We start from the raw sequence: 21,936 nt of genomic DNA, 5'->3' as shown, positions 1-21,936 counted from the left end.
ATGCTCGCCACACCTCCAAAGCCAACTATCGCCGACGTCGAAATGAACGCCGCACCGTATGACAGAGCCATCACAACCGGGTGTATCCTTCTCCCAGCCACCAGGTAGTCCTCAGAGTTCTTCGTCGTCCTGAATCCGTAGTATCCGAAGTATCCGGTAACGAGCAGGTACGCAACAACTATCACCGCAACAAACAGCAGATCCATACCATCACCTCTTGATCAGCCCATACAGGATGCCACCGACAACCACAGCAACCGTGAGCACGTATCCTGCCGCGGTCCACACGTCACCCATACCCAGCATCACACCACCTTGCTACTGTGTTACATTGAGACACAATATAAACTTTGTGTCAGACGTACATGTAAAGCCCATCAGAACACTCGGAAAAATTTTTAAATGAGAATTTGAAAAAATTAATCATGAACAAATGTCCGCTCTGTGGTCACGACCTCACGATTGAAAAGGGCGAAAATGACATGACGAGAGTATCAAAGAAGTGCGGCAACTGTGGATTTGAGGTGGTGGATTACGCCACGAAGGTTTAGAGAGAGTCTGGGTCATTTCCGAGCACGGCAGTCCACCACCACCTCGCCATGTCCACAAGGTCTCTGCTGAACATTCCGGAAAGCCTGTATTCTCCTCCTCTTATGGATATCATTCCCGCCCCCAGCAGCTTGTTCCTCATGGAGTAAAAGGACGAGCGGTTCATTTCGAGCATCCTCATCGTTTCCTCCCACTCATCAACCCTCAGCGGCCTGCCCGCCTTCTGCCTCTCCTCAACAAGCGTTATGAACCTCATCGCCTTTATCGCCACTTCCTCCTTCCTGAAGAGTCTCCGCATCAGCTCCAGAAACGGGTTTTTTGACTGGGTTATTCTTGCACTCGCAGCACTCCTGACTATGATGGATGTTGCCGTTCTCGGTGCATCGCTGACCTTCATAACACTCCTGTCCGCTGAAGGCTAAAAATCTGTTTCGATACGCGCGCTGAAAAAGTTTTAAAACTGCATCTCAAAGCATGGGTGATGATCATTGCCCTGCCGAACAAGGGCCGGCTCGCGGAACCTTCGATCGAGCTGCTGAGGTCTGCCGGAATCAAAGTCGAGAGCGAGGGGAGGAGACTCATTGCCTCAACCAACAGGGAGGACATCGCAGTTCTGTTTGCGAGGGCAAGAGACATTCCGGAGTACGTTTACAAGAACGCGGCACAGGTGGGCATAACCGGGATGGACATGGTACAGGAGGCAGGAGTTGACGTTGACGTTCTCCTGAAACTCGACTTCGGAAAGGCTAGGATCGTGATAGCCGCCCCTTCAAATTCGGGCATAAAGAAGATCGAGGACCTCGAGGGTAGGGCCGTTGCCACAGAGTTCAGAAACATCACGCTGAACTTCTTCTCCCGCCTCGGAATTGACGTGGAGATCGTCGAGGTTACCGGAGCCTGTGAAATCGCCCCGTCCATAGGCATAGCCGACGCGATAGTCGATCTAATGTCCACCGGCACAACCCTGAAACTTAACGGTCTCGAGGTGGTCGCGGAGATCATGGAAACGCAGGCCGTGCTTATAGCCAACAGAAGTGCAATTGACGACTTCAACGTCCAGGCTCTCAAAACTGCTGTTGAGAGCGTCCTGAACGCCAGGGGGATGGTTTACCTGATGATGAATGTCCCTGAAGAAAGGCTCGATGACGTCAAGAAGGTGGCCCCGGGTCTCAAGGGTCCGACTGTCATGAAGGTGGAATCAAACGGCATGCTCGCCGTGCATGTCGTGATCCACGAGAGTCACCTCTTTGAAGTAGTTGAAAGGCTGAAGAAGGCCGGAGCGAGAGACATACTGGTGATTCCGGTTCAGAGGCTGATATTTTAGCCAGCCTTTCCATTTTCGGAAATTGCAATTAGGAAAATCTATTTAAGTTGCGGAGTTGTGCAGGGGTGCAATGTTCCGCAAGATTCTGGTTGCCAACCGTGGCGAGATTGCGGTAAGAGTTATGCGTGCCTGCAAGGAGCTGGGGATAAAAACGGTTGCCGTCTACTCCCTCGCAGACAAGCGAGCTTTTCACCGCGTTTACGCTGATGAGTGTTACTGCATAGGCGATCCCGAGCCCGCAAAGAGCTACCTGAACATAGACGTGATTCTCGAGGTCGCGAAGAAGTGCGGGGCCGAGGCCGTACACCCCGGATACGGATTCCTCGCGGAAAATCCGGAGTTCGCAAGAAGGTGTGAGGAGGAGGGGATAACCTTCATAGGACCCTCACCAGACGTCATCTCAGCAATGGGGTCCAAGATCAACGCCAGGAGACTGATGAAGGAGGCAGGGGTACCTGTGGTTCCGGGAAGCGAGGAGCTGAGGAGCGAAGATGAAGCTGTCGAGTTCGCGGAGAAGATAGGCTACCCCGTGGCGATAAAGGCCAGCGGAGGTGGAGGTGGCATAGGCATAACCATCGCCAGCAGTGCTGAAGAGGTCAGAAAGGCGTTTGAAAAGAGCAGAAAGCTCGGAGAGAAGTACTTCAGAGACTCTTCGGTCTACGTCGAGAAGTACCTGCCCAGACCGAGGCACATAGAGTTTCAGATTCTCGCCGACGACAGCAGGGTCATCCACCTCGGAGAAAGGGAGTGCAGCATCCAGAGGCGGCACCAGAAGCTTATAGAAGAGGCTCCTTCCCCGGCTTTCGACGAGGAAATGAGGGAGAGGTTCGGGAAGATTGCAGTCAAGGGTGCGAGGCACATCGGATACCGAAATGCCGGAACCATGGAGTTCCTGTACCAGGACGGAGAGCTGTACTTCCTCGAGATGAACACGAGGCTTCAGGTTGAGCACACCGTGACGGAGATGGTGACCGGCGTGGACATAGTGAAGGAGCAGATAAGGATAGCGTACGGTGACGGGATAAGCTTTGACCAGGAGGATGTGGTCATAAAGGGCCACGCGATCGAGGCGAGGATAAACGCCGAGGATCCGGTGAGCTTCCTGCCGAGGAGCGGCAGAATTGACAGGTACCGCTCTCCCGGTGGGCCGGGGGTGAGGGTGGACAGCGGGGTTCACATGGGCTACGAGATTCCGCCGTACTACGACTCCATGATATCCAAGCTTGTCGTCTGGGGGAGGACGAGGATTGAGGCGATTGCCAGGATGAGGAGGGCGCTGTACGAGTACATAATAGAGGGAGTTGAGACCAACATCCCGTTCCACATGGTCGTGCTCGAGGACGAGGAATTTGTGAAAGGCAACACCCACACGAAGTTCGTGGACGAGAGGAACATTCCTGAGAGAGTACTGCAGTCCCTCAAGAACATCAGACACCTGAAAACCAGACTGGACGAGATATTCACGAGGGACCACTACGAGTGCGAGTTCGAGGAGAACATCGTGCCGGTTGCGGTTTCGGCTGTCATGGCATACATCGAGAGCGAGAATGTCGAAGGGCTGATAGAGGCGAAGACAAGTCAGTCCTGGAAGGTTTACAGCAGGCTAAAGAACCTGGGGTGGTTCTGATGCCGGATGAGAAGCTTGCGAGGGCTCTCAGGGCGAGAGTCAGGAGGAGAATCCTGAGGGAGATAATCAGCGCTGGCAGGCTCAGCGTTCACGAGGTCGCGGAGAGGGTTGGAATCTCGGAATATTCCGCATCCAGACACCTCAAACTCATGTACGACCTCGGAATACTCGATTTCGAGCAGAAACACCCTGAAAAATATTATTTTGTGAGGTTAAGGTCGCTGAAGGATTTGCTTGATGCCTACGACAGGGTTGTTGAGGAAATGGAGGTAGGGAAATGAAGGCCGTTATTTTGATGGGTTCGAAGAGCGATCTGGATTACGGCAGGAAGGTGGCCGAAAAGCTTGAGTTTTTCGGAATAGATAGCGTCCTCAGGATAGCTTCTGCCCACAAGACTCCCGAAAAGGCTCTCGAGATTTTGAGGGAGTACGAGAGCGAAGATGTCGTCTTTGTCACGATAGCCGGAAGGAGCAACGCTCTGAGCGGTTTTGTCGACGCGAACACCACGAAGCCGGTAATCGCCTCACCACCTGTGAGCGAGAAGTTCGCCGGCATGGATGTGCTTTCCAGCATTAACATGCCCTCCGGCGTTGCTCCAATGCTCGTCCTTTACGCGGAAAACGCTGCTTTGGCAGTGGCGAAGATCTTCGCCGTGAAGAGCGAGGACGTCAGGAGGAAGGTGATTGAGTACCAGAGGGTAAAGAAGGATGAGATTTACAGAGCCGATGAGAAGGCAAAAAGTTTATAATCTAATCCACCAAGCGGTGATCCCAGATGGGAAGCGTTAAGGATCTCGAAATTCTGAAATTGCCGTCCGAGAAGCCCGGTATTGGGAGATTTCACTTCTCCGACCGCTATTCTGTCTTCGACTACGGTGAGATGCCTGACCTGCTGGAAAACAAGGGGAAGGCCCTCTGCATAACCGCGGCATACTTCTTCGAGGTACTCGAGAGAGACGGGATTATCACGCACTACATCGGGGTTGTGGAGGATGGAGAGGCGAAAAAGCTGGACGAGCTGAACGAGCCCTCAAACGTGATGGAGGTGAAGCTCGTCCACGTCCACAGACCAGAGGTGAGGGATGGAAAATACGATTACTCGATATTCGGGAAGCTAACCGGAAACTTCCTGATTCCGCTCGAAATAATCTACAGGAACTCACTGCCAGAGGGAAGCAGTGTCTTCAGGAGGCTGGAAAGGGGAGAGATCTCCTTAGAGGATTTAGGGCTTGAAGAGATGCCCGAACCTGGACAGAGGCTGAAGAAGGCAATTGTTGACTTCTCGACCAAGCTCGAGGACGTTGACAGGTACCTGAGCAGGGAGGAGGCGAGGAGGATTTCCGGCCTGAGCGAGGAGGAGTTCGACGAGCTCGTGAGACTGACCCTGAGGGTTGACGAGATAATAACGAGAGAGGTCGGGAAGGCGGGAATAGAGAACGAGGACGGAAAGATTGAGGTGGCGTTTGACGAGAACAGAAGGTTCATGCTCGTAGACGCTCTCGGAACACCGGACGAGTGCAGGTTCAGCTTCGATGGCATCGAGATGAGCAAGGAGGTGCTGAGGAGGTACTACAGGAGCACCGAGTGGTACAGGAGGGTCGAGAATAGCAAGGGGGATGAGGGGTGGAGGAGTGCAGTTGGAAAACCACCTAAGCTTCCGGAAGAGCTGAAGAGGGCCATCGAGGAGATGTACATGTCGGCATGCAACGAGATAACCGGAAGGAAGTACTTCGACGCACCACCCCTGAAGGAGGTTATGAGGAAAATTTCCGAGTTTGTGGAGGTGTACGATGGTTAGAGCTTACCTCGCCCTTGAGGATGGAACCGTGGTTGAGGGCGTTGCTTTTGGCGCTGAGAGGGATTCGGAGGGAGAGCTTGTCTTCAACACGGCCATGACCGGATACGTTGAGGCCCTGACAGACCCGAGCTACAGGGGGCAGATACTGATGATGACGTACCCTCTCATAGGAAACTACGGGGTTTGCAGGGAGGACTTCGAGAGCGATGGGGTCAAGGTGGAGGGGTTCGTTGTAAAGGAGCTGTGCAGGCATCCGAGCAACTGGAGGAGCGAGATGAGCGTTGACGAGCTGCTGAAAGAGTACGACGTGCCGGGAATAGAGGGAGTGGACACGAGGATGATAACGAAGAAAACGAGAATTTACGGGGCGATGAAGGCAATCATAGCTGTTGGGGACGACGTTGACAGGGAAAAGCTCGTTGAGAGGGCGAAAAACCAGCCCTCCATAACCGAGCTCGACCTCGTTGACAGGGTGTGTGTGAGGGAGCCAAAGAGGATAGGGGCTGAGAAGGAGAGGTTTGAGGTAGTCCTCATAGATCACGGGATAAAGATGAGCATTGTCAGGCAGCTCCTGCTGAGGGGGGTTAGCGTAACGCTCGTGCCCTACACATACCCGGCCGAAAAAATTCTCGAGGAGGATTACGACGGGGTTTTTATCTCGAATGGACCGGGAGACCCCGCAAGAGTTCAGGAGAGCGTCGAGACTATTAGGAAGCTGGCCGGAAAACTGCCAATGGCCGGCATATGTCTCGGCCACCAGCTGGTTGCGAGAGCCTTCAACGCCAAGACGTTCAAGCTCAAGTTCGGTCACCACGGAGCGAACCAGCCGGTAAAGGACTTCGAGACAGGCAGGGTTTTCATCTCAAGCCAGAACCACGGATTCGCTGTGGATGAGAAAACACTTCCTAAAGAGATGGAGGTCACGCAGATCAACCTAAACGACAGAACCGTGGAGGGGATAAGACACAGGGAAATACCGCTTATCAGCGTGCAGTACCATCCAGAGGCTGGTCCTGGCCCTCACGACACGTACTTCTTCTTCGATGAGTTTGTGAGGATGCTTGACGAGTATTAGGGTGGTGCGATGCCTAAGAGGGAGGATATCAGAAAGATCATGGTCATAGGAAGCGGCCCGATAGTCATAGGTCAGGCCGCGGAGTTCGACTACTCGGGAAGTCAGGCCTGCAAGGCTCTGAGGGAAGAAGGCTACGAGGTCGTTCTGGTGAACTCAAACCCCGCGACCATAATGACCGACCCCGAGATGGCAGACAAGACGTACATCGAGCCCATTACTGCAGACGTGGTCGCGAGGATCATCGAGAGGGAGAGGCCCGACGCGTTGCTCCCAACCCTCGGAGGACAGACCGGGCTGAATGTGGCGGTTGAGCTGTACGAAATGGGAGTTCTTGACAGGTACGGAGTGAAGCTGATCGGTGCCAACATAGATGCGATAAAGAAGGCAGAGGACAGAGACCTTTTCAGGAAGGCCATGGAGAACGTGGGAATTGAGGTGCCGAGGAGCGAGATAGCCAACAGCGTGAGGGAAGCTCTGGACATCGCGGACGAGCTCGGCTACCCGGTTGTTGTAAGACCAGCGTTCACCCTCGGAGGGACCGGAGGCGGGATAGCCTACAACAGGGAAGAGCTGATGGAGATAGCCAAGAAGGGCATTGAGATGTCCCTGATAAATCAGGTGCTCATCGAGGAGAGCGTGATCGGCTGGAAGGAGTTCGAGCTTGAGGTGATGAGAGATAAAGCAGACAACGTCGTCATCATCTGCTCGATCGAGAACTTCGACCCCATGGGTGTGCATACCGGGGACAGCATCACCGTCGCCCCAGCCCAGACCCTCACAGACCAGGAATACCAGCAGCTGAGAGATTACGCGATAAAGATAATCAGGGAGATTGGAGTTGAGACCGGTGGGAGCAACATACAGTTCGCGGTTCATCCGGAAAATGGAAGGGTTCTCGCGATAGAGATGAATCCGAGGGTGAGCAGAAGCTCTGCTCTCGCTTCTAAGGCAACGGGATTCCCCATAGCAAAGATTGCTGCAAAGCTCGCTGTGGGCTACACGCTCGACGAGATTCCAAACGACATTACGAAGGAAACCCCTGCAAGCTTCGAGCCCACGATAGACTACGTTGTCGTCAAGATTCCGAGGTTCGCGTTCGACAAGTTCCCGACGGCAGACAAGACGCTCGGCACTCAGATGAAGGGCGTCGGAGAGGTGATGGCAATAGGCAGGACCTTCGAGGAGGCGCTGCAGAAGGCCATAAGGAGCCTCGAAATCGGGCGGTTTGGGCTCGGAGCAGATGGAAAGGACAAGAATCCGAGCAGGGAGGAAATAGTCCAGAAGCTCATAACCCCCAACCACCAGAGGGTCTTCTACATAAAGTACGCCCTTGAGAACGGCTTCTCTGTCAGAGAGGTCGCGGAGCTCACGAAGATCGACCCGTGGTTCATAGAGAAGATAGCCAACATCGTCGCCATCGAGAATGAGTTAAGGAGGTACGCGAAGACGTGCACAATCGATGAGCTGCCAGCTGAAGTTCTGAGGAGAGCCAAGCAGTACGGCTTCAGCGACCACCAGATCGCCACGATATTCGGAGTGAGCGAGAGGGACGTGAGGAGGGCGAGGAAGAGAGTTAGGCTAATCTCGACGTTCAAGATGGTTGACACCTGCGCTGCTGAGTTTGAGGCGAAAACCCCTTACTACTACTCGAGCTACGAGCTCGAGAACGATGCCGTGAGAACTGACAGGAAGAAGGTGATGATCCTCGGCAGCGGACCAAACAGGATCGGTCAGGGTATTGAATTCGACTACTGCTGCGTCCATGCGGTTCTGAGCGCGAAGGAGGAGGGTTACGAGACGATAATGGTGAACAACAACCCCGAGACCGTATCAACCGACTACGACACCTCAGACAGGCTCTACTTCGAGCCAATAACCCACGAGGATGTCATGGACATATACGAAAACGAGCAGCCAGAGGGGGTTTTCGTTCAGTTCGGCGGACAGACTCCATTGAACATCGCAAGGCAGCTTGAAGAGAGCGGAGCGAAAATTCTCGGCACGTCTGTGGATTCCATAGACCTTGCAGAGGACAGGGAGAAATTTGCAGAGATATGCAGGAGGCTCGGCATTCCTCAACCGGAGAACGGCATAGCATTCAGCATCGAGGAGGCGAAGGAGATTGCGGGGAGGATCGGCTACCCCGTGCTCGTAAGGCCAAGCTACGTCCTCGGTGGAAGGGCGATGGAGATAATCTACGACGAAGAAATGCTGGAGAGGTACATAGAGGAAGCGATAGAGGTAAGCCCGGAGAAGCCGATACTGATAGACCGCTTTTTAGAGGATGCTGTTGAGGTTGAAGTGGACGCGCTCTGCGACGGTGAGGAGGTCGTCATTGGAGGGATCATGGAGCACATAGAGGAGGCTGGGGTTCACAGCGGCGATTCGGCATGCGTTCTGCCACCTCAGACGATCCCGCAGGAGATCATCGAGAGGATTGTGGACTACACGAAGAGGCTCGCCCTCGAGCTGAAAGTTGTGGGGCTGATAAACATTCAGTACGCGGTTAAGGGAGACACGGTCTACATACTGGAGGCGAATCCGAGGGCGAGCAGGACCGTTCCATTCGTCAGCAAGGTCACGGGCATACCTCTGGCAAAGATTGCAGCAAAGCTAATGCTCGGAAGGAAGCTGAGGGAGCTCGGCGTGAGGGAGAGGATATTCCCGAAGCACGTAGCCGTGAAGGAAGTGGTCTTCCCGTTCGTGAAGCTGCCCGGAGTGGACCCCGTGCTTGGACCGGAGATGAAGAGCACCGGCGAGGTCATGGGCATTGACTACGACTTCGGCATCGCCTACTACAAGGCGCAGCTTGCCGCGGGAATGAGGCTGCCTCTGGAGGGCACGGTGTTCATAAGCGTCAGGAAGGAGGATAGGGAGAAGGTGCTGCCAGTTGCAAAGAAGCTCAGCGAGATGGGGTTCAGGCTCCTTGCCACAGACGGGACCGCGGAGTTCCTCAAAAGCAACGGAATTGATGCCGAGATCGTTCTGAAGGTCAGTCAGGGGAGGCCCAACGTCATTGACAAGATAATCAACAGGGAGATAGATTTCATAATCAACACTCCGAGCGGGAAGAGGGGTAAAACCGAGGGCTACATGATCAGGAGAGCTGCAGTGGACTACGGAGTGCCCTACATCACGACGATCAGCGGAGCGATAGCTGCTGTGAAGGGTATAGAGGCCATGAGGAGGGCGAAGATGACAATAAAGAGCATCCAGGAGTACCACAGGGATCTGGATGAGGGAAGTTGAGGAGCTGCTGAGAAAGCTGGACGGAAGGACCGTGTCCAGAATTTTTCTCGAAAAGTTAGCCGACAGCGTGAACCTCGACCACACGAGGCACCTGAGGGCTGGGAAGCCTGAGGCTGTGCTTGCCGAGTTCAAGAGCCTCGAAGAAGTGGTCGAAATAGCAAGGAAGTGCGTTTCTGAAAAAAGACCGATCCTCTTCACTAGGATAACCGATGAGCAGGCCTCGGCCCTTTCTGAGCTCGGCCTCAACGTAAACAGGAGAGCGAGGACCGCGAGGCACATGAAGCTCGGTGAAAACGCAGGAAAGGTGGCAATTTTCGCAGCTGGCACGTCAGACGTTCCCGTTGCTGAGGAGGCAAGAGAGACTGCAGAGTTCCTTGGAATGGAGGTGCTGAAGTTTTACGACGTTGGCGTTGCAGGCATACACAGGCTCATCGAGCCGCTGGAGGTGCTGACGAAGGAGGACGTGGACTCTGTGATCGTGGTGGCTGGCATGGAGGGGGCTCTTCCATCCGTAATAGCGGGACTCATAGACCTGCCTGTCATCGCAGTTCCCACGTCCGTGGGCTACGGCACAAGCCTTAGGGGGTTCACCGCACTCTTTTCGATGCTCCAGAGCTGCTCCTCCGGAGTTGCGGTGATGAACATAGACAACGGGTTCGGTGCAGCTGTCTTCTCGCACCTCATCTCGAAGAGGGTCAGGGAGAAAAAATCATAAACGCTTCTCGAACACGCCTCTCGCCTTCTGGAGGGACTCGCTGTCGTACACGACCAGCGCGACCTCTCTCAGATTTCTGGCACTACCTGAAAACTCTTCGACGGCTTTCAAGAACGTTTCAACCACCATCTCGAGCGGACATCCGTAGATTCCCGCGCTCACAGCGGGAAACGCAACGCTCTTCAATCCTAGCTCGTCTGCCTTTTTCATCGGCCCAATGAACGCGAACCTGAGCTTTTCTTCGTAGCTCTCGCCCCACTTTCCCCTGCAGATTGGTCCGACGGTGTGGATGACGTACTTTATCCCCCTCTCCTCGAGCCTCATAGCTGGAGTAACGACGACCTCACCGTGCTCTATGTAATCCCTGCCAACCTGCTCCCTCATCGCCTTTTTGCTGAGCTTCGTGTATTCAGCAGCATTTCCCGCACATGCCTTCGCGATTGCGTAAGCCACCCCACCTCCGTGCTCAAGGTACTTGTTTGCCGCATTGACAATCGCCTCGGCAGGGTATGCGGTGATGTCTCCCTGGACGAGCTTTACAGCAATACCGCCAAAGTTCAGGACGACTTCGGGCTCCATGTTCTGATTACTGCAGTTACCCTATAAATCATTTCCAGCACCTTACGTTTCCGTTATTCTGGAAAAAGTTATAAACTGTTCAGGTTTGTTCCCAACTAATGAGAAAATACCTGTCAAAAATGATTAAGCTTAGAAAACAGGAGGGGCTAAACGCGGTGATAGCCGAGATCAAGGTCCACTCCCCCAAGCACGGAGACCTGCTGGGAGGCAGGAAAATCCCGGACATCCTGAGAACGTACGAGAGGTGCGACGTTGCGGGAATATCCTACATAACTGAAAGGGATCACTTCAGAGGCGACTTCAGGACGTTCAGGGAGATCTGCAGGAACACGGACCTTCCAGTTCTCAGGAAGGACTTCGTAACGAGCGTCGATGAAGTGGAAAGGACGGCTGAAGCTGAAGGTTCCGCACTGCTGCTGATAGCAGGGCTTCTCGGCGAGAGAACCGCGGAGCTCGTTGATGCATGCAGCGATCACGGAATCGAGGCTCTCGTCGAAGTTCACTCTCCAGAAGACGTGGAACTTGTAAACGAGGTTAGCGCAAAGCTCGTTGGAATAAACAACAGGGACATTTCGAAGCTCGAACTCGACGACGGGAGCGTGGAGGTTACCGAGAGGCTCGCACCCCTGTTGAAATCGCCAGCTTTAAAGGTCAGCGAGAGCGGAATATTCACCCTCGACCACTTGAGCCGCGCTCTGAAACATGCGGATGCTGTTCTTGTTGGCACGGCCTTCATGGTGGCTGAAAACATGGAAGGGAAGGTCAGACAGTTCGTGAGGGGTGATGGGGATGCTTGAGCACGTAATCTCACCCAGGAGGATGACGTTCGATGAAGCATATGAAGTGTTCTCGCAACTTTTTGACGAAAATCCTTACAGAGTTGCGGGTTTTCTTTCAGCCCTCGAGGTGAGGGGTTATGAGGCAGAGGAGATTGCGGGGTTCGCAAGGGCGATGATTGACCGTGCCGTCTCTCTGAACCTGGGCGAGGTTACGGACGTAGTTGGAACAGGCGGTGACGGAATGGCCACGGTAAACGTGAGCAGTGCCGCAGCAATCATATTATCGCTGTTTACAAGGGTGGCCAAGCACGGTAACAGGTCTGTAACCTCGAAGAGCGGTTCAGCAGACTTTCTCGAAAAAGCTGGAGTTAAAATAATGCTCGACCCGGGTGAAGCGAGGCAACTGCTCGAGAAAACAAACTTCACGTTCCTCTTCGCACCGCTCTACCATCCGTCCCTGTCGAGGGTGATGCCCGTCCGGAAAAACCTGGGAATAAGGACTGTTTTCAACATTCTGGGCCCCCTCGCAAATCCCGCAAGGCCAGAGAGGATCCTGCTCGGCGTGAGTGAGGAGGTGCTGGCGGAAAAGATCGCCGTGGCCCTGAACATCCTCGGCGTTGATCGGGCAGCGGTCGTGCACGGCTATCCGATTGACGAGGTCAGTCCATCCGGAAGAACTCTCGTGTGGGAGGTTGACGGTGACAGGCTGGAGAGCTACACTGTAACTCCCGAGTACTTCGGCATGAAGAGGTGCAGGCTCATTCCATGCCTATCAGCTGAGGAGAGCGTGGAGAGAGTCAGAGCGGTTTTTTCGGGAAAAGGTCTGGAGGAGGACAGGAGGTTCATCCTGCTGAACGCATCTCTCGCACTCTACATCTGCGGTTTTGACGACTTCATCGAGGCGAGAGAGGTGGCAGAGAGCGCTCTCGATGGCAGTGCCATGAAAAAGCTGGAGGAAATAGCATGCGCGTCAGGCGGCTCGAACCGGTAGAGCCGGTCAAGCTCTACAGCGTCCTGAGAGAGGAAAGCTACCCGTTCATACTGGAGTCTGCCGACAGGCACAGCAGGAGAGCCAGATACACCTACGTCTCCGCAAATCCAGATTTTGTGGTTGAAATTGGCGAGAGGGGGACGAGGGTAGACGGAAAGCTCGTTTCAAAGGAGAAAAATCCTTTCAGGGCTCTCAAGAGTTTCAGCCTGAACTTTTCCGGAAAGCGCTTTTCCGGTGGGTTCGTTGGCTACATCCCGTACGACAGCGTCCTTCAGCACATCGGCAAGGAGGTGGAAAGGAGCTCCGTCTTCGGGCATTACAGCTCGTTTTTCGCATTCGACCACCTGGAGAACGGGCTTTACTTCTTCGCTGACAGCGAAGAGCAGATTGAGTGGGCTGAGAGCGTGGTAAGGAGGGCAAGGCGAGCTGACCTCGAATTCGAGGACTGCACTTCCGAAATTGCGGGACAGGATTCGGGGATGGAGGAGTTCGTCGAGGACGTTCTGAGGGCAAAGGATCACGTTTTTGCAGGAGACGTTTTTCAGGTCGTTATCTCAAGGGAATACTCAGTGGACACAGACATGTCCCCATTTCAGGCCTACCTGAACATGAGAAGGCTGAACCCCAGCCCGTACATGTTCTGCCTCGAGTTCGACGTCGCGCTTGCGGGCTCATCCCCCGAGACCCTTGCGAGCGTTGAAGATGGGTACCTGAAGGTCAATCCCATAGCGGGCACTGCGAGACGGGGCAGGAATCAGGATGAAGACGCTGAAATTGCCAGGAAGCTCCTAAAAGACGAGAAGGAGAGGGCCGAGCATGTAATGCTTGTTGACCTGGCAAGAAACGACGTCAGAAAGGTTTGCAAAGCCGGCAGTGTCGAGGTTGTCAGGTTCATGGAGGTGCTGAAGTACAGCCACGTGATGCACATCGAAAGTGAGGTCAGGGGCAGGTTGAGAGATGAGTGCGACGTTTTCGACGCGATCTCCGCATGCTTTCCAGCCGGGACGCTCACAGGGGCGCCGAAGATCAGGGCGATCGAGATCATAGACGAGATAGAGCGCTCGAAGAGGGGAGTTTACGGTGGAGCGGTGGGCTACTTTTCCAGAGAGGCCGACTTTGCGATAGCCATCAGGATGGCGGAATTCGGAAAAAAGGTCAGGGTCAGGGCTGGAGCTGGAATAGTGGCGGACTCTGATCCGGAAAGGGAGTACTTCGAAACTGAGAGAAAGATGGAGGCGGTTTTAAGGGCCCTGAAGGTGGAAAGATGATTCTCGTCGTTGACAACCGCGATTCGTTCGTGTGGAACCTTGTCGAATACGTTTCGCTGTTCGACAGGGTGAAGGTCGTGGAGAATACCGTAGATGCAGGAGAGGTGAGAAGGCTCAATCCGGATGGCATAATCATCTCTCCCGGTCCCGGGCATCCCAGAAGCAGGAAGGATGTCGGCAACAGCCCGGAAATCATTCTCAGGTCAGATGTGCCAGTTCTCGGAGTCTGTCTCGGACACCAGCTTATCGCCCACGTGTTTGGAGGCAGAGTGGAGAGGGTGAGCCCTGCCCACGGAAAGGCAAGTGTGGTGAGGCACGATGGAAAGGGAATCTTCCGCGGAGTCTCGAACCCGCTGAAGGCAGGGAGGTACCACTCTCTCGCGGTAACAGGGGTTCCGGACGGATTCAGGGTTACTGCGACCTCAGATGGAGTGGTCATGGGCATCAGGAGCAGGGATGGACTGCTGGAGGGTGTTCAGTTCCACCCGGAGAGCGTGCTCACCCCGAAAAAGGAGGGTCTCAGGATAATAGAGAATTTCGTGGAGGTGTGCAGATGATCGTGAAGGTATGCGGCATAAGGAGCATCGAGGAGCTCGAGTTCGTTGAGAGGTACGCAGATTTTGCAGGAGTCGTTATGGACAGCAGCTCTAAAAGATTTATAGATTATGAGGTGGCAAGAGAAATAATCGAGGTGGCATCAATCCCCGTCTTTGCTGTTCTCACATGCAGCAGCTTCGATGATGCCTGCAGAACCGCAGGGAAAATAAACGCAGAATGCCTGCAGATCCATTCCGGGATTTTTCCTGTGAGTGATTTTCTAATGCTGAAAGACCACGGATTCAGGCTTATTAAAGCGTTCAGGATACCAAAGCGTTCCAGGGACTTCAGAAGGGATGCCGAGAATACAGTCAGGAGAATTGAGCAGTACAAACCCGACTTCGCGCTCCTCGACACGGGGAGGGGCACCGGTGAGCTCCACGATCTCAGAGTGAGCAGAGAGGTGGCAGAGGTGGAAAGGGTGATCCTTGCTGGCGGCCTCAATCCCGGGAACGTCAGATCGGCGGTTGAATTCGTGAAGCCTATTGGTGTTGACGTTTCGGGTGGGGTTGAGAGAAACGGCAGGAAGGACGAATCCCTTGTCAGGAGATTTGTGAAAAACGTCAAGGCGGGAATCTCAGAAAGGGTGATCAGATGAGATTTGGCGAGTTTGGGGGAAGGTTTGTCCCCGAGATGCTCATACCTCCGCTCGAGGAGCTGGAGGAAAAGTACGAGGAGCTTAAGGAAAGTGAGGAGTTCAGGAGAGAGCTTGATTACCTGCTGAGGAGCTACGCAGGAAGGCCCACCCCGCTTTACTATGCCAGGAATCTGAGCGAAAAAATTGGTGGGGCGAGGATATACCTGAAGAGGGAGGATCTGCTACACAGCGGAGCGCACAAGATAAACAACACTCTCGGCCAGGCTCTTCTCGCGAAACACATGGGGAAGAGCAGGCTCATAGCTGAGACGGGAGCGGGACAGCATGGTGTTGCCACTGCGATGGCCGGAGCGAAGCTCGGGCTGAAGGTGGACGTGTACATGGGAGCTGAGGACGTTGAGAGACAGAGGCAGAACGTTTTCAGGATGAAGCTGCTTGGAGCGAACGTCATTCCTGTTAAAAGCGGAAGCAGAACCCTCAAGGATGCGATAAACGAGGCCCTGAGGGACTGGAGCAGGAGCTTTGAACATTCCCACTACCTCATTGGCTCGGTGGTCGGCCCTCACCCCTATCCCACAATCGTCAGGGACTTTCAGTCCGTTATCGGGAAAGAGATCAAAGCCCAGATCCTCGAAACCGAGGGCTGCCTGCCGAAGGCGATAATTGCGTGCGTCGGTGGAGGGAGCAACGCCATCGGTGCGTTTCACGAGTTCATCGAAGACAGAGAGGTGAGGCTGATAGGAGTCGAGGCTGGAGGAAAGAGCATCGAGAGCGGGGAGCATGCCGCAAGCCTCAGTGCAGGAGAGAAGGGTGTGCTGCATGGAATGCTCTCCTACTTCCTTCAGGATGAGGATGGTCAGATTCTCGACACCCACAGCATTTCTGCCGGGCTTGATTATCCGGGAGTAGGGCCAGAGCATGCGTGGCTCATGGAAACAGGAAGGGCGGAGTACGTGACGGCATCAGATGAAGAAGCATTATCGGCCTTCATGGAGCTGTCAAGGACTGAAGGGATAATTCCAGCACTCGAATCTGCCCACGCCCTGGCATATGGGATGAAACTCGCGGAGCAGCTTGACAGGGACGATGCAATCGTGGTGAACCTCTCCGGCAGGGGGGACAAGGACATGGGCATAGTTATGGAGGTGCTGGAAAATGCTTGAAAAATCACTCGTTACATTCATCACCGCAGGCGATCCCAGCCCGAAAAAAACCCTGGACTTCATGCTCGTTCTTGAGAGGTACTCCGACGTGATCGAGCTCGGGATTCCCTTCAGCGACCCGGTTGCCGATGGCAGTGTGATTCAGAAAGCCAGCATCAGAGCTTTGAAGAAAGGTTTCAGAGTAAGAGACGTCTTCGAGATCGTCAGGGGGTTCAGAGACCACTCTGAAAAGAAGGTTGTGCTGATGACGTACTACAACCCCGTATTCAGAATGGGGGTTGAGAAGTTCATCAAACTTTCAGCTGAGGCTGGAGTTGATGGCATAATTGCGGTTGACCTGCCAGCAGACAGCAGCAGGGAATACGTGGAGCTCTGCACAAAGCACGGAATCAGAACGATTTTCATGGCATCTCCCAACACAAAAGATGAGAGGCTGAGGATTATTGATAACGCGAGCACGGGATTCGTTTACCTCACCTCTGATTACGGTACCACGGGAAAGAGAGAAAGAATCGGCGATAGGGCGTTCGACCTCCTCAGCAGGGCAAAATCCATCTGCATGAATCCCGTCGGTGTGGGGTTTGGAGTTTCCAAAAAGGAGCATGTGAGAGCGCTGATTCAGGCGGGAGCTGATGGAGTGATTGTTGGCAGCGCGATAGTGGAGCTTATTGAGAGGTATGGAGAAAATGCAGAGGGATACATTGAGGAAAGGGTCAGGGAGCTTGCCAGAGGGCTTGATAATTGATCTACTCTTTGCCTCCACTTTTCAGAAGCAGAATAAGGACCATCAAACTCACAAATTGAAAGTTCTCAGCCCCGAAATCTGACGGGTAAAACTATTTTAACCTATCGTGCCCACCATCCATGAATGGTCAGGAGCCTGTCAGAGCTGAAGGGATACCAGATAGTCGGAAGGCACTCGGCTGTGAAGACGTGCCTGTGGCTGAAGAAATCTCTCAAGGATGAGGGTTATTGCTACAAGCAGAAGTTTTATGGAATCGCCAGCCACCGCTGTTTGCAGATGTCTCCCGCTTTGATCTGCAACCTGTCGTGCGTCCACTGCTGGAGGCCCCTTGACCTGATGCCTCCATTCAATGATTGGGACGATCCGGAGTTCATATTCCGGGAGTCGATTAAGGCTCAGCACCGCCTTCTCAGCGGTTTTCACGGCACTGAGGGTGTGAACAGGAGGAAGCTTGAGGAGGCTTACAGGCCAAACCAGGTGGCGATAAGCCTCATTGGTGAGCCCACCCTCTATCCGAGAATAGACGAGCTGGTTGACGTTTACGGGAAAAACGGCTTCACGACATTTCTTGTCACAAACGGCACGAATCCGCAGGCCGTGGAGAGAGTTGAGCCCTACCAGCTGTACCTGAGCGTTACAGCATGGAGTGCGGACTCCCACAGATCTCTGCAGGGCAGGGACCGGTGGGACAAGGTGGAGAGGACGATGAGGATTATGGCTGAAAAGGACAGCAGAACAGTGATCAGGCTGACGCTGATGAGGGGGATAAACATGGAGCCGGAAAAGTTCGTGGACATCGTGAACAGAGTTCAGCCAGACTTCATTGAGGCCAAGGCGTACATGCATCTCGGGCATTCAAGGCTCAGGCTTGAAAGGAGTGCGATGCCATCGCATGAGGAGATAAGGGCGTTCTCCGAGGAGCTCTCAAAGCTCGTGGGGTATGAGGTTAAGGACGAGAGCGAGGTGAGCAGGGTGGTGCTCCTTGAGAGGTGAGTACCTGCAGAGGCTTAGAGAGGAGTTGGAGGAGAAGGAGAGGGTGAGGGAGGAGCTCATACTGAAGTCGAGGGAGCTCAGGCTGAACAGCTCCAAAGCCATTGCGAACATCCACGCCGGCAGGTTCGAGAAGTCCGGGGAGTTTCTGGAGAGGGCAAGGGCGCTGCTCGACGAGGTTCTGGGTTACAGAGACCGATACCCTGAGCTTTTCTACCTCGCACATGATGCGATTCAGGAGTTCGTCGAGGCATATGCATTCAGGCACGTGGTCGAAAGGCTCGAGCTTCCGGAAGACCTGCCTGTGGATGTCCCGCAGTCGGTTCTTCCGGGCCTCGCGGACTGCGTTGGAGAGATGAGAAGGTACGCGCTGACGCTCATGGTGAGGGGAGAGGAGTTCGATAAGGTCGAGAGGATAATCGAGCTGATGGAGGAGACATACTTCACCCTGATAGAGTTCGACTTCCACGACAAGCTGACAGGCAACCTCAGACCTAAGCTGGACATGGCGAGAAACGCGATAGAGAGGACCAAGTCGGACTACCTGACCGCGAAGGTCTCGAAAGCGGTAGGGTGAGAAAAGCTTTTCTTTTTTCAGTGTAAAATCCTCCCGATGGGGAGGGTTTTCCTGATAGGCATTGCCGGAGACAGCGGTTCGGGCAAAACGACTTTTGCCGAGGGCATCAGAAGGATGTTTCCCGGAAGAGTTGTAGCGTTCAGCATGGACGACTACCACACCCTGTCCAGGAGGGAGAGGCTTGAGAGGGGAATAACACCCCTGAATCCTGAAATGACTGACCTGGAGCTGTTCAGGGAGCACCTGCTGAAGCTCAGGGATGGAAAAGCGATTGAGAAGCCGGTTTATGACCACTCTCTCGGCGAGAGGAGGTGCTGCGAGACCTTTAAGCCAGGGGAAATCGTGATCGCCGAGGGGCTGCACACCCTCTACGAAGGGCTCAACGAGATTTACGATTACAGGATATTCGTTGACCCTGCCAGAGAGATCAAGAGGATGTGGAAGCTGAAAAGGGATGTTGAGGAGAGAGGCTACAGGAGAGAGGACGTCATCAGGGAGATAATCCTGAGGGAGCCGGACTACAAGAGATTCGTGGACTTCCAGAAAATCTATGCCGACACAATCGTGAAGATCTACCCCAGCATGCTGAAGAGCTCGGAAAGGATAGCCTACCTGTCCTCCCAGGAGGAGATGTACCGGGTGAGGCTCGTCTTCACCAACCTTTCGGTGAACATGAAGCATGTCGGCCTGAAGCTGGACCTCTCGAGGATGATCAAGGCCGGAGAAAGGGATTTCGCCATATCTTTCTTCTCGGACTACTACCACGGAAGAAGGGCGAGCTTCATAGACGTGGATGGCTTTCTGAGCGTGGAAATTTTCGAATCGCTCCTCGACGTTCTGAGGGACGAGACGGGAGAAAAGCTCAAGTGGGACGTTGGAGAGTATGCAAGCTCCACAGAGGTTGCGAAGCTGATGATATGCTGGAACCTGGTTGAGGTCATGAAGTCCAGGGGCGATTAGCTTCTCCCTTCATCGAGGCCAACAAGCCCCTCATCAATCTCCCTGATGATCCTTTCTCCGGCACTCTCGCTGACTATTCCCTTCCTGACCAGCTCGCTGACCGCGCTCCTCTCTACCACGAGGACCTCCCTCCACACCTTCCGGTACTCCTCCTGCCTTATGTCGTCCCTGCTCAGAACCTCGGAAACTCTGGTCCTGAGTGTCTGCTCGGCTTTTTTCAGCTCTTCAATAACGTGGCTTGCGACTTCGTGGTCCACCTCACCCTTCGACGCCATTCTGCCGAGCTCGTCTATCGCCCTTCTGATGGCGTACAGCCTCGCCCTCAGCTCCTCGTACTCTGCCTTGTCCTCGTCCTTCCCGAAGATCCTCCTCGCGTAGACATCGAGGCTGAGGCCCTGAACCACAAGCGAGAATATGACCACTCCGAAGACCATTGAGACTATCTCGTCCCTCATGGGCCCTTCGTAGCTCAGCGCGAGAGCGACCGGTATGGTTCCGTGGAGCCCACCCCAGAACACGACGTTCTGCCAGGACAGCCGCATCCTCATGGCGGAGAGCAATGGATACACCACCACAGCTCTGCCAGCCAGCACCGCGAGAATTGCGACTGCAATTAAGCCTGCATGCTCTGAGAGCCTGTAAACAGGTGTATCGAGACCTATCAGGATGAACACCAAGGAGTTCACGATGAAGACAACGGCACTCCAGAAGTTCACAAGCGTTATCCTCGTCGTGGGCGACATTGAAAACTCGGCCCCGTAGTTGCCGACTATCAGACCTGCTGTGACGACAGCGATGACTCCAGAGACCCCGAGGTTTTCGGCGAGGAGGAACGTTCCGAAGGCCAGAATTACCGTGAGCGTAACCTCTATGAGTGCGTCATCAATGTGGGCGAGGACTCTGTACGCTGCGTACCCGAAAATGAATCCCACCACCACTCCACCAATGCACACGAAGAAGAACTCCACCACACCCCTCGATAGAGAGGTGCTTCCGGCCAGCATCCCGAGGAGTATTGAGTATATCACCACGGCCGTGCCGTCGTTTATTATGCTCTCTCCCTCCATTATCGTCGTGAGCCTTTTCGGAGCTCCGAGCTTCTTGAATGTTGCAAGCACGGAAACAGGGTCCGTGGGCGAGACCATTGCGGCAAAAATCAGAGCGAGCAGGAGTGGAATTCCAGAAAGGCTTGCTATGTACCCCGCGACGAGTATGCTTACCACGAGCCCTGCCGTGGCCAGGCTCAGGATCGGCCTGAGGTTCCTCCTCAGCTCCCCGAGATCCATCGCGAGAGCTCCTTCAAACAGGAGGGGTGGGAGGATGAGCGTGAAGACAAGCTCCTTCGTCAGCTGAATTGGTGGAAAAATGCCGGATAGCCCGACGGCAAGACCGACGAGCACCAGGGCGATGGTGTAGGAAAAGCGGACGTATTTTACCGCAGTGGCTATCAGGATTGCTATGAGGAGTAGCGAGAGGAGTTCGGCAAGCAGTTCCATGGAATCAAAAAAGAGGTCTTGTAGATAAATACAGTGGTTACTTTCTGAAGGTTATCCCTGCATACCCGACAACGTAGCTCTTGTCCGCAACATCACCGCTCGTGGAGTAGTGCACGAGACTCGCACTCGCTCCGAAGTGCCTGGCCACGAGCATCGCAACGGCAATCGGCCCGTACCCGCACACGCTGGCCTGCATGTCGTACACCGTTCTGTAAAACTTTCCGACGTCCATGCTCTCTATGGCCTGAATCACCACCTCGTCCCTCCTCCTGCACTCCTCGTCTGGCAGGTAGTGGTGCATGTCGCTTGATGCGACAATCGCAAAGCTCCTGCCGGTCTCCTCGTACGCCTTCACAATCTCCTCAGCCACCTCCCTCGCACTCTCCTCGTCCTGCAGGCCCATGCAGATGGGTACGATCCTGAAGTCTCTGTGCAGGTACTGCAGGAAGGGTATCTGCACCTCAAGGCTGTGCTCCTCGGCGAAGGCCATCTCATCAGGAACGACCGCTATTCTCGGCATCGCCTCGATGAACTCCTCGTCGGGCTCGACGACGCCAAGGGGTGTCATCCACTCGTCCCTTGAGACTGCAACCGGCATCCCGAATCCCGTGTGGTTGGGTCCGACGATTACATAGGTCTCCACATCCGGCAGCAGAGAGTGAACCCTGCCGGCGGTCCTGCCGGAGTACATGTAGCCTGCGTGGGGGGAGACTATCGCCACCACGTCTTCGTCCTTCATCCCCCTCTCAGTGAACTCCCCGAGCATTGCGAGGAGCGATTCGGGATTTGACGGATAGAATGATCCTGCGAACTTCGGATACCTCATAGTTGTTAAATATGACAGGATTCTAAATAAA

24 protein-coding genes and 1 pseudogene are annotated in these 21,936 nt (G+C 54.3%); 19 read left to right on the top strand and 6 right to left on the bottom strand.

The features are described from left to right. Both ACXJJC_RS06795 and ACXJJC_RS09445 read right to left on the bottom strand, forming a co-directional pair. Positions 1-206: pseudogene (locus ACXJJC_RS06795) on the bottom strand (sodium:solute symporter family protein); the annotation flags it as partial. A gap of 4 nt (positions 207-210) precedes the next feature. Beyond that, entirely contained in the window at positions 211-306 is a 96-nt protein-coding gene (locus ACXJJC_RS09445; RefSeq protein ID WP_503421142.1) for a hypothetical protein, read from the bottom strand. Between the two features lie 119 nt (positions 307-425). Between ACXJJC_RS09445 and ACXJJC_RS06790 the strand changes: the two genes are divergently transcribed. Beyond that, positions 426-551: a hypothetical protein gene (locus tag ACXJJC_RS06790; RefSeq protein WP_456370425.1), complete on the top strand. Its 126-nt coding sequence runs from the start codon at positions 426-428 to the stop codon at positions 549-551. Here the strand turns inward: ACXJJC_RS06790 and ACXJJC_RS06785 are convergent. Continuing rightward, positions 548-946 (bottom strand): hypothetical protein, encoded by a 399-nt coding sequence (locus tag ACXJJC_RS06785; protein ID WP_456370423.1) that lies wholly within the window; start codon positions 944-946, stop codon positions 548-550. The two genes, ACXJJC_RS06790 and ACXJJC_RS06785, sit on opposite strands and share 4 nt — an antisense overlap. A gap of 84 nt (positions 947-1,030) precedes the next feature. Here ACXJJC_RS06785 and hisG point away from each other — a divergent pair, with 84 nt between their 5' ends. From hisG to larB, 8 genes are all read left to right on the top strand, one after another. Next, positions 1,031-1,873, top strand: a complete 843-nt coding sequence (gene hisG, locus ACXJJC_RS06780; protein WP_456370421.1) for an ATP phosphoribosyltransferase — start codon at positions 1,031-1,033, stop codon at positions 1,871-1,873. A 70-nt stretch (positions 1,874-1,943) separates the two neighbouring features. After that, positions 1,944-3,500: an acetyl-CoA carboxylase biotin carboxylase subunit gene (locus tag ACXJJC_RS06775; RefSeq protein ID WP_456370419.1), complete on the top strand. Its 1,557-nt coding sequence runs from the start codon at positions 1,944-1,946 to the stop codon at positions 3,498-3,500. Beyond that, positions 3,500-3,781 carry a winged helix-turn-helix domain-containing protein gene (locus tag ACXJJC_RS06770; protein ID WP_456370418.1) on the top strand — a complete coding sequence of 94 codons (282 nt, stop codon included), beginning with the start codon at positions 3,500-3,502 and terminating at the stop codon, positions 3,779-3,781. Before ACXJJC_RS06775 ends, ACXJJC_RS06770 begins: the two co-directional genes overlap by 1 nt. Then, a complete protein-coding gene (locus tag ACXJJC_RS06765) occupies positions 3,778-4,248 on the top strand; it encodes a 5-(carboxyamino)imidazole ribonucleotide mutase (protein ID WP_456370416.1) in 471 nt (156 codons plus the stop codon). The genes ACXJJC_RS06770 and ACXJJC_RS06765 overlap by 4 nt, the downstream gene beginning before the upstream one ends. A gap of 26 nt (positions 4,249-4,274) precedes the next feature. Then, entirely contained in the window at positions 4,275-5,297 is a 1,023-nt protein-coding gene (gene purC, locus ACXJJC_RS06760) for a phosphoribosylaminoimidazolesuccinocarboxamide synthase (protein WP_456370415.1), read from the top strand. Beyond that, a complete protein-coding gene (carA, locus tag ACXJJC_RS06755) occupies positions 5,290-6,372 on the top strand; it encodes a glutamine-hydrolyzing carbamoyl-phosphate synthase small subunit (RefSeq protein WP_456370414.1) in 1,083 nt (360 codons plus the stop codon). The genes purC and carA overlap by 8 nt, the downstream gene beginning before the upstream one ends. Positions 6,373-6,381: 9 nt before the next feature. Next, complete coding sequence (gene carB / locus ACXJJC_RS06750; RefSeq protein ID WP_456370413.1) at positions 6,382-9,621, top strand: carbamoyl-phosphate synthase large subunit; 3,240 nt, start codon at positions 6,382-6,384, stop codon at positions 9,619-9,621. Next, the gene (larB, locus tag ACXJJC_RS06745; protein WP_456370411.1) at positions 9,608-10,336 is read left to right on the top strand and encodes a nickel pincer cofactor biosynthesis protein LarB; all 729 of its coding nucleotides are present in this window, start codon (positions 9,608-9,610) and stop codon (positions 10,334-10,336) included. Before carB ends, larB begins: the two co-directional genes overlap by 14 nt. On the opposite strand, the gene ACXJJC_RS06740 is transcribed toward larB, so the two are convergent. Continuing rightward, a complete protein-coding gene (locus ACXJJC_RS06740; RefSeq protein WP_456370409.1) occupies positions 10,331-10,915 on the bottom strand; it encodes a [protein ADP-ribosylglutamate] hydrolase in 585 nt (194 codons plus the stop codon). The two genes, larB and ACXJJC_RS06740, sit on opposite strands and share 6 nt — an antisense overlap. Before the next feature lie 98 nt (positions 10,916-11,013). Between ACXJJC_RS06740 and ACXJJC_RS06735 the strand changes: the two genes are divergently transcribed. The 10 genes from ACXJJC_RS06735 to ACXJJC_RS06690 all read left to right on the top strand — a co-directional run bounded on the left by ACXJJC_RS06735 (position 11,014) and on the right by ACXJJC_RS06690 (position 19,583). Further along, on the top strand, positions 11,014-11,712 hold the full coding sequence (locus ACXJJC_RS06735) for an indole-3-glycerol phosphate synthase TrpC (RefSeq protein ID WP_456370407.1): 699 nt from the start codon (positions 11,014-11,016) through the stop codon (positions 11,710-11,712). Beyond that, the gene (trpD, locus tag ACXJJC_RS06730; protein ID WP_456370406.1) at positions 11,705-12,685 is read left to right on the top strand and encodes an anthranilate phosphoribosyltransferase; all 981 of its coding nucleotides are present in this window, start codon (positions 11,705-11,707) and stop codon (positions 12,683-12,685) included. Before ACXJJC_RS06735 ends, trpD begins: the two co-directional genes overlap by 8 nt. After that, positions 12,658-13,953, top strand: a complete 1,296-nt coding sequence (locus ACXJJC_RS06725; protein WP_456370403.1) for an anthranilate synthase component I — start codon at positions 12,658-12,660, stop codon at positions 13,951-13,953. Before trpD ends, ACXJJC_RS06725 begins: the two co-directional genes overlap by 28 nt. Then, complete coding sequence (locus tag ACXJJC_RS06720) at positions 13,950-14,510, top strand: aminodeoxychorismate/anthranilate synthase component II (RefSeq protein ID WP_456370401.1); 561 nt, start codon at positions 13,950-13,952, stop codon at positions 14,508-14,510. Before ACXJJC_RS06725 ends, ACXJJC_RS06720 begins: the two co-directional genes overlap by 4 nt. Next, entirely contained in the window at positions 14,507-15,148 is a 642-nt protein-coding gene (locus tag ACXJJC_RS06715) for a phosphoribosylanthranilate isomerase (protein WP_456370399.1), read from the top strand. Before ACXJJC_RS06720 ends, ACXJJC_RS06715 begins: the two co-directional genes overlap by 4 nt. Further along, positions 15,145-16,311: a tryptophan synthase subunit beta gene (gene trpB / locus ACXJJC_RS06710; RefSeq protein WP_456370397.1), complete on the top strand. Its 1,167-nt coding sequence runs from the start codon at positions 15,145-15,147 to the stop codon at positions 16,309-16,311. Before ACXJJC_RS06715 ends, trpB begins: the two co-directional genes overlap by 4 nt. After that, the gene (gene trpA / locus ACXJJC_RS06705; protein WP_456370395.1) at positions 16,304-17,056 is read left to right on the top strand and encodes a tryptophan synthase subunit alpha; all 753 of its coding nucleotides are present in this window, start codon (positions 16,304-16,306) and stop codon (positions 17,054-17,056) included. The genes trpB and trpA overlap by 8 nt, the downstream gene beginning before the upstream one ends. A 123-nt stretch (positions 17,057-17,179) precedes the next feature. After that, entirely contained in the window at positions 17,180-18,049 is an 870-nt protein-coding gene (gene twy1, locus ACXJJC_RS06700) for a 4-demethylwyosine synthase TYW1 (RefSeq protein WP_456370393.1), read from the top strand. After that, positions 18,039-18,623, top strand: a complete 585-nt coding sequence (locus ACXJJC_RS06695; RefSeq protein WP_456370392.1) for a translin — start codon at positions 18,039-18,041, stop codon at positions 18,621-18,623. Before twy1 ends, ACXJJC_RS06695 begins: the two co-directional genes overlap by 11 nt. A 36-nt stretch (positions 18,624-18,659) precedes the next feature. Then, positions 18,660-19,583 (top strand): phosphoribulokinase, encoded by a 924-nt coding sequence (locus tag ACXJJC_RS06690; RefSeq protein ID WP_456370391.1) that lies wholly within the window; start codon positions 18,660-18,662, stop codon positions 19,581-19,583. Here ACXJJC_RS06690 and ACXJJC_RS06685 read toward each other — a convergent pair. Both ACXJJC_RS06685 and ACXJJC_RS06680 read right to left on the bottom strand, forming a co-directional pair. Continuing rightward, positions 19,580-21,079, bottom strand: coding sequence for a Na+/H+ antiporter (locus ACXJJC_RS06685; protein WP_456370390.1), 1,500 nt, complete (start codon positions 21,077-21,079; stop codon positions 19,580-19,582). The two genes, ACXJJC_RS06690 and ACXJJC_RS06685, sit on opposite strands and share 4 nt — an antisense overlap. Positions 21,080-21,116: 37 nt before the next feature. Beyond that, a partial coding sequence (locus tag ACXJJC_RS06680; RefSeq protein ID WP_456370389.1) for an MEMO1 family protein occupies positions 21,117-21,936 on the bottom strand: 820 nt, incomplete at its 5' end.

Source organism: Geoglobus sp. (assembly GCF_054018175.1).
This window is presented reverse-complemented; position numbering and strand designations above follow the sequence as displayed.

Excerpts from the sequence above, each read along its gene's own strand:
- ACXJJC_RS09445 (WP_503421142.1), bottom strand. The coding sequence starts at position 306 with ATGCTGGGTATGGGTGACGTGTGGACCGCGGCAGGATACGTGCTCACG.
- ACXJJC_RS06790 (WP_456370425.1), top strand. The coding sequence starts at position 426 with ATGAACAAATGTCCGCTCTGTGGTCACGACCTCACGATTGAAAAGGGC.
- ACXJJC_RS06785 (WP_456370423.1), bottom strand. The coding sequence starts at position 946 with ATGAAGGTCAGCGATGCACCGAGAACGGCAACATCCATCATAGTCAGG.
- hisG (WP_456370421.1), top strand. The coding sequence starts at position 1,031 with ATGATCATTGCCCTGCCGAACAAGGGCCGGCTCGCGGAACCTTCGATC.
- ACXJJC_RS06775 (WP_456370419.1), top strand. The coding sequence starts at position 1,944 with ATGTTCCGCAAGATTCTGGTTGCCAACCGTGGCGAGATTGCGGTAAGA.
- ACXJJC_RS06770 (WP_456370418.1), top strand. The coding sequence starts at position 3,500 with ATGCCGGATGAGAAGCTTGCGAGGGCTCTCAGGGCGAGAGTCAGGAGG.
- ACXJJC_RS06765 (WP_456370416.1), top strand. The coding sequence starts at position 3,778 with ATGAAGGCCGTTATTTTGATGGGTTCGAAGAGCGATCTGGATTACGGC.
- purC (WP_456370415.1), top strand. The coding sequence starts at position 4,275 with ATGGGAAGCGTTAAGGATCTCGAAATTCTGAAATTGCCGTCCGAGAAG.
- carA (WP_456370414.1), top strand. The coding sequence starts at position 5,290 with ATGGTTAGAGCTTACCTCGCCCTTGAGGATGGAACCGTGGTTGAGGGC.
- carB (WP_456370413.1), top strand. The coding sequence starts at position 6,382 with ATGCCTAAGAGGGAGGATATCAGAAAGATCATGGTCATAGGAAGCGGC.
- larB (WP_456370411.1), top strand. The coding sequence starts at position 9,608 with ATGAGGGAAGTTGAGGAGCTGCTGAGAAAGCTGGACGGAAGGACCGTG.
- ACXJJC_RS06740 (WP_456370409.1), bottom strand. The coding sequence starts at position 10,915 with ATGGAGCCCGAAGTCGTCCTGAACTTTGGCGGTATTGCTGTAAAGCTC.
- ACXJJC_RS06735 (WP_456370407.1), top strand. The coding sequence starts at position 11,014 with ATGAGAAAATACCTGTCAAAAATGATTAAGCTTAGAAAACAGGAGGGG.
- trpD (WP_456370406.1), top strand. The coding sequence starts at position 11,705 with ATGCTTGAGCACGTAATCTCACCCAGGAGGATGACGTTCGATGAAGCA.
- ACXJJC_RS06725 (WP_456370403.1), top strand. The coding sequence starts at position 12,658 with ATGCGCGTCAGGCGGCTCGAACCGGTAGAGCCGGTCAAGCTCTACAGC.
- ACXJJC_RS06720 (WP_456370401.1), top strand. The coding sequence starts at position 13,950 with ATGATTCTCGTCGTTGACAACCGCGATTCGTTCGTGTGGAACCTTGTC.
- ACXJJC_RS06715 (WP_456370399.1), top strand. The coding sequence starts at position 14,507 with ATGATCGTGAAGGTATGCGGCATAAGGAGCATCGAGGAGCTCGAGTTC.
- trpB (WP_456370397.1), top strand. The coding sequence starts at position 15,145 with ATGAGATTTGGCGAGTTTGGGGGAAGGTTTGTCCCCGAGATGCTCATA.
- trpA (WP_456370395.1), top strand. The coding sequence starts at position 16,304 with ATGCTTGAAAAATCACTCGTTACATTCATCACCGCAGGCGATCCCAGC.
- twy1 (WP_456370393.1), top strand. The coding sequence starts at position 17,180 with ATGGTCAGGAGCCTGTCAGAGCTGAAGGGATACCAGATAGTCGGAAGG.
- ACXJJC_RS06690 (WP_456370391.1), top strand. The coding sequence starts at position 18,660 with ATGGGGAGGGTTTTCCTGATAGGCATTGCCGGAGACAGCGGTTCGGGC.
- ACXJJC_RS06685 (WP_456370390.1), bottom strand. The coding sequence starts at position 21,079 with ATGGAACTGCTTGCCGAACTCCTCTCGCTACTCCTCATAGCAATCCTG.